Consider the following 5,339-nt stretch of genomic DNA (forward strand, 5'->3'; position numbering starts at 1 on the left):
GGATGTTCAGGCCGCCTTCGGCAAGATCGTCCGGGTCCTTCTGCAGTGCCATCTTGGCGCGCGCCGCATCGAGCGCGGCCATGGCGATGGCGCCGGTGCCGATGTTCTTGTGGTTGGTGTGGAACAGCGCCACACCATCGCTCATCGCGGCGTTGGCAGTCAGCACCGCATAGACGAGGTTGCCAACGGTGCGGATGGCAGCGCGGCCCATGCGCGACGGGATGCGCGTGAAAACGCTCATGTCGTCGTTGATGATCGCCTGGCGGGTGATGGCGAACATCTTGCCGTAGGTGGCAAGCTGGATGCTCTCGCCGCGATCGCCGATCGTGCCATAGGTGTATTCGCCACCTTCAGGCACTTCGGCCAGTGTCGGGAACAGGTTGAGGTCGACGCGCTTGGCCGGCTTGAAATCCGACAGCGATCCCTTGGCCGTCCATTTGGCGAAGGTTTCCTCGGCTTCGAGGTAGCCCTTGAGCATCGACTTGTTGGCGACNCAGCGATCCCTTGGCCGTCCATTTGGCGAAGGTTTCCTCGGCTTCGAGGTAGCCCTTGAGCATCGACTTGTTGGCGACGTTGGCCAGCACTTCGACAAAATCACTGGTGGTGTGCTGGCCGCCGGCCATGACGAAATGCGGCATGCCGAGCGCGGCGCCGACCATGGCCATCGGATCGCCGGTGACCATCTTGATGCCAGCCTTGTCGAGGCTGGCGCGCGCCACTTCGCGCAGGCTCATCGACGAGAATTCGTTGACCTCGCCGCCGGCAAGACCAGCCTTGGACAGGAGCGACTTCTCGACGCCCTGGCGGAAACGGTCGCGCTCATCGGCGGTGACCATCGCGAAGGGCAGCGTGTGCCCCTGCCCCTTGTCAGGATCGCGATCGGCGACCGCGTCGATGATCAGCGCGGTGGCCTTTTCGAGACTGCCGGCAGCGTCCTTGATAACCTTCTCGGTCGCATCGAAGCCGATCTTGGCGCGGCCAGCCATCTGATAGATCTTCAGGTTCACAGCATCGGTGGTCATCGTCGGCTCGACGACAATTTCCGGCTGCTCGAATGTAACGGCCTTGGTGACCGTGACGGGCTTGGTCTGGTCCGCCGCAGGTGCAGGAGTGGTCATAGTGGTTTCCTTTCCAGGGTTGAGCGGCGCGGCGAGAACCGCAACCATCGGAAGGCTCGCGGCCTTGCGATTTGCTGACAGCGCGGCGAGATCGGCCGGCGCGTTCTTGTAGGTTTGATAGTCGAAGTTCGCATCGGCAACGGCCGGATCGCCGTCCTCAGTGGCGGCGGTGGCAAAACCTTTCGCCATAGCCTCGGTTGGCGAAAGCCATGTCTCGTCCTTCATCATTTTGCGAACTTCAGCATCGGAACGGCCGCTATGATCCGCATAGACAGCGGCGTAGACGCCGGTCAGGACATCGAGCGCGGCGGCGTTCTTGCGGTGCGCGTCGGCAGGCCCAAGCGTGATGCCGGACGGCTCATGGATCATCATCAAGCTGCCGAGTGGCATTTCCACAGTATCGCCAGCCATGGCGATCATCGATGCGGCGGAAGCGGCGACGCCGTCGACGACGATGGCCACCTTGCCATCATGTCGCTTCAGCGCATTGTAGATGGCCGCCCCTTCGGTGGCGACGCCGCCGCCGGAATTGAGGCGCACGGTGATATCGCCGCTCATCTCGGCAAGCGCGTTGACCACGTCGGCGGCGGTGAAGCCGGCGCCTTCCCAGAAATCATGGAAGCCGACCGGTCCATAGAGGATCATGTCGCCACCGACGATCAGGTTATTGTCCATTGCGGTGTCTCCTATCGCGGCATGACGGTCAGGCGGCGCGCCGCGCCTTGACGCGGACACCGGGAGTGCCGGGGCCTTGCGGCATCTGGTAGCCACGCCTAACGATTTCCGACGGGTTGCCAATCACGACTTCACGCGTCTTGACGACGATGCCGAGCGCCGAGTCGCCAGCTTTATGACCGTCGACCCAGCGCCAGTAAGGTGCCAATTCGCCGGCCTCAACGTGCAGACTTATAAGGCGCCAATGACCACGAACCTCATGCTCGCGTTTCCCGGTCCCGCACCCCTCGCCGCCCTTCAGGACGCCGCGCATCTCGCTGGTGTCTGGAAGGTTTAAGGAAACGACGTTGTGCGAATAGAACGGCCTGCCAAGCTGGGCGCGACGGCGTAGCATCACACGATCGGCGGGCGACGGGACAACCCGGCGAACTGACACCATTCTGCTCGAAGCGAGCACCGACAAAAGGAAAGCACCCATCAGCATCCCACGGGAAAGGCGATCGAAATCGAAGCCGTCAACCGCCTCTCCGTACCTTGTCGCGGAGCAGGTAACAGCATTCCCTGAAATGCTGCCCCAATGAATAGCGCCGACAGGCAGCACCAAATTTTGGTTGGAAAAGGGCTGGAAACAGAGCAGCAGCAATTCTCCATTAACAACTTCAGGTGTCCATCCGTAGCGATACCCGCCGATAGAGCATTCCAGCCAGAAATCATTTGAAGGGAATTTTGCTATTCTCTCGATGTCGCGCAGCTGCTGGTTTTCATAAACTGCTACAACTTGATCCATCGTTTCTTGGTCAAAGACATAACGGTCAACCTTGCCTGACCACTTCTCCGACCAATGCGACGCATGATTTTCCGACGGCAAGGCCAGTTTGTTTCGAACTCTCTCAATGAGCAGATCTTTTGTTGGACGCAACTTTAAAAGGTCATCACACAGCAACATCGCCATTTCACTCCTTTGGCGCAAAGCGTTGAAGCTTTGCAGCGACGCTTGGGCTGACGACCGTCTCAAAGCTCTCGCCACCAGGGATTTGCAGGATCACCCGCGTTCCCAAAGCAGTAGGATCTCCTGTCGTGTCCGCTGCTGGCGTCGCGGCGGTGACCGCGTTGCCGGCCGCCGTGCGCATGCGTGGATCTGAATCGAAGATCAGGCCGAAATCGTCGGCCCGCTTGTTAGAACCGGCAATCTCAGCATCGAGATCCTCCGGATCGAAGCCAAACTTGCGTTGCGATTCCGGCCGCGACGATAGGCCGATGCGGATCGCGTCGCGCTCGGCGGCGATCTCTTCCTTCGGGTTGACCATCTCGCGGCGCGGTGGCGTCCACATCAGCACGGCAGCGGACAGGTCGCGCGCCAGGACAAGTTGCGCGGCTTCGAGAAACCAGCGCCCGACGGGGGCGCAGAGCTGCGGCACCATCATGAAGTTCTGAGCAGTTGCAATGGTGCGCTGGAATTCCAGCCATCCCATGCGGCCGGACGAGAAATTGACGCCGGTCAGGTCGCCGGACAGAACCTCGTAAGAGACGCCGAGACCGACCGCGATGTCGCGCAGTTCGGCGGCCTTGTAGCCGGCATATTCGCCGACTGATGGCGGCGAGCCGAAGGTGACTTCCTCGCCCGGCTTCAGGCGCTGGATCATGCCCGGTTCCAGGCTTTCGACCTGGTAGATGCCACCGGCGTCTCTCTGTGTCGCCTTGTTCGGGTCGGCCGCGGGCATCACGGTCGAGACGTTTTCTTCCGACTGGATGAAGGCGGCGAAACAGGCGGCGACCTTCTGCCGGATCAGCTGCGCATCGGCATAATCGGCGAGATCGCGCATCTTGAGGATGACCGGCGCGAACCATGTGACGCCGCGCGCCTGGCCGGGCCGGTCGGCGCGGAAGATGTGGGCAATTTCAGACGCCGGAACCAGATGACTTTCATAGGCGATGCCGGAATAGGAACCGGGATGCTGGCTGTAGAGCCAGTAGCCGACAAGGCGCCCGATCGGATCGAACTGGATGCCCTGGACCATATAGCCGCCATTGTTGGCGACCGGACCATCCTTGCTCGAATCGATGTAATCCGGCTCCAGGACTTCCAATTGAAACGGCAGCGGCAAGCCGTCAGAAGCGCGGCGCGGACGGCGGCGCACCAGCGCTTCGCCAGCTTCCGCGACCGTTGCCATGGTGAGCCACTGCAACCCATAGAGATTGGTGCGGCCGCGCGCGTCGCACGCCGTCGTGTCGAGATGCGCCTTGACCAGGTCGAGCAGCCTGGCCTTGACCGTCTTCGGCACATTGCCTGTTATGGACGGGATGATGCCCGTGCCGACGATGTTGTTGGCCAGCACCGACTTGCCGCGCGCGGCGTGCGCATTGTTGCGCACCATGTCGCGCGCCACATCGCGCAGCCGCGACAGCGCCGGCAGGTTTTCGGCATTGGCGTCGGTCGACACCACGCGCCAGCCCTGCGAACGGCGGCCACGCGTGGCGCCGTCGAAGGCCATGGTCGCTTGGCTCATCGCTGCCATGCGCGCGCGGCTCTGGGCACGACGCTCGGCCATGCCTGGCGCGACGACGGCTATGGCGCGGTCAAGCAGACCCATCAAAGACCCCTGTCGAAGCTGGCGACGGTGCGGCGCGGCGGTTGAGAGCCGTCGACTTCGGACTGCATTTCCTTGAGCGCCTTCCGCATCTCGCTAAGCGACTGGTATTGGGTCAGCGTCTCGCCGTGCTTAAACGTCAGCACGCCGGAGGCGATGGCATTCTTGAGGGCGTCGATCTGGGTCTGCGTGTAGGCCATCGCCCTATCCTTTCAGCCAGCCGGAGCGCGCATTGACGAAGCGCTCACCCTTCGGCGCGTTCTTGTCTTCCGCCTGTTTCTGCGCCGGCTTCGGCACCGGCATCGCCGNCTATCCTTTCAGCCAGCCGGAGCGCGCATTGACGAAGCGCTCACCCTTCGGCGCGTTCTTGTCTTCCGCCGGTTTCGGCGCAGGTTTCGGCACCGGCATCGCCGCCTGCGCGAGCAAGGGCGCCGGCGCGAAGAAATCGAGATCGCCGGGCAAGCCGCGCTCGGCGGCAAGATGCTTCCATTGATCCTCGGTCATCCGTGACAGGCCGAGATAATCGGCCAACGCCGAATTGTAGACCTCGCAGTCGAGCAGGTGATTTTCCTCGCCGCGGCGAACCGTCCAGACGCGCCGGACCCGGCCTCGGAAGGTCTCGTTTGCCAGATATTCCGAGGTGATCTGGCGGAAATAGACTTCGTCCTGCCAATGACCGAAATGGATATAGCCCGGCGGGTTGACAGGCTGGCCGGCGGCTACACCTTCCTTGCGCAGATCGGCGTAGAAAGCGCCTTTCAGCGGCCAGGTGCCGACCGCCCAGACCATGGCGCCGTTGCGGATGCGCTTGCCGTTGAAATCGATATCGACCGGCGACGGCTGGCCGAGCGGCGGGCGGCTCCAGCCATCGACGCCCTTCAGTGCGAAAGTCGCCGGCTTGCCGCGCACCCAGGTGTAGACGATATGGCTGCGATAGCCGCTGTCGACGCCGAACAGG

At 62.4% G+C, this 5,339-nt stretch carries 5 protein-coding genes; all 5 read right to left on the reverse strand.

The window, feature by feature from the left end; translation table 11 throughout:
* Window positions 1–350: 350 nt before the first annotated feature.
* Window positions 351–1,793: a head maturation protease, ClpP-related gene (locus X741_RS1000000167785; protein ID WP_023781004.1), complete on the reverse strand. Its 1,443-nt coding sequence runs from the start codon at window positions 1,791–1,793 to the stop codon at window positions 351–353.
* 28 nt (window positions 1,794–1,821) lie between these two features.
* A complete protein-coding gene (locus X741_RS136605) occupies window positions 1,822–2,745 on the reverse strand; it encodes a hypothetical protein (protein ID WP_023781005.1) in 924 nt (307 codons plus the stop codon).
* Window position 2,746: 1 nt separating this feature from the next.
* Window positions 2,747–4,384 (reverse strand): phage portal protein, encoded by a 1,638-nt coding sequence (locus X741_RS136600; RefSeq protein ID WP_023781006.1) that lies wholly within the window; start codon window positions 4,382–4,384, stop codon window positions 2,747–2,749.
* On the reverse strand, window positions 4,384–4,581 hold the full coding sequence (locus X741_RS00140) for a hypothetical protein (RefSeq protein ID WP_023781007.1): 198 nt from the start codon (window positions 4,579–4,581) through the stop codon (window positions 4,384–4,386). The genes X741_RS136600 and X741_RS00140 overlap by 1 nt, the downstream gene beginning before the upstream one ends.
* 109 nt (window positions 4,582–4,690) lie before the next feature.
* Window positions 4,691–5,339: terminase gpA endonuclease subunit (locus X741_RS136595; protein WP_023781009.1), on the reverse strand; the 649-nt coding region annotated here is incomplete at its 5' end.

Source organism: Mesorhizobium sp. LNHC221B00, assembly GCF_000502935.1.
Lineage (GTDB): Bacteria > Pseudomonadota > Alphaproteobacteria > Rhizobiales > Rhizobiaceae > Mesorhizobium > Mesorhizobium opportunistum.

Excerpts from the sequence above, each read along its gene's own strand:
- X741_RS136605 (WP_023781005.1), bottom strand. The coding sequence starts at position 2,745 with ATGGCGATGTTGCTGTGTGATGACCTTTTAAAGTTGCGTCCAACAAAA.
- X741_RS136600 (WP_023781006.1), bottom strand. The coding sequence starts at position 4,384 with ATGGGTCTGCTTGACCGCGCCATAGCCGTCGTCGCGCCAGGCATGGCC.
- X741_RS00140 (WP_023781007.1), bottom strand. The coding sequence starts at position 4,581 with ATGGCCTACACGCAGACCCAGATCGACGCCCTCAAGAATGCCATCGCC.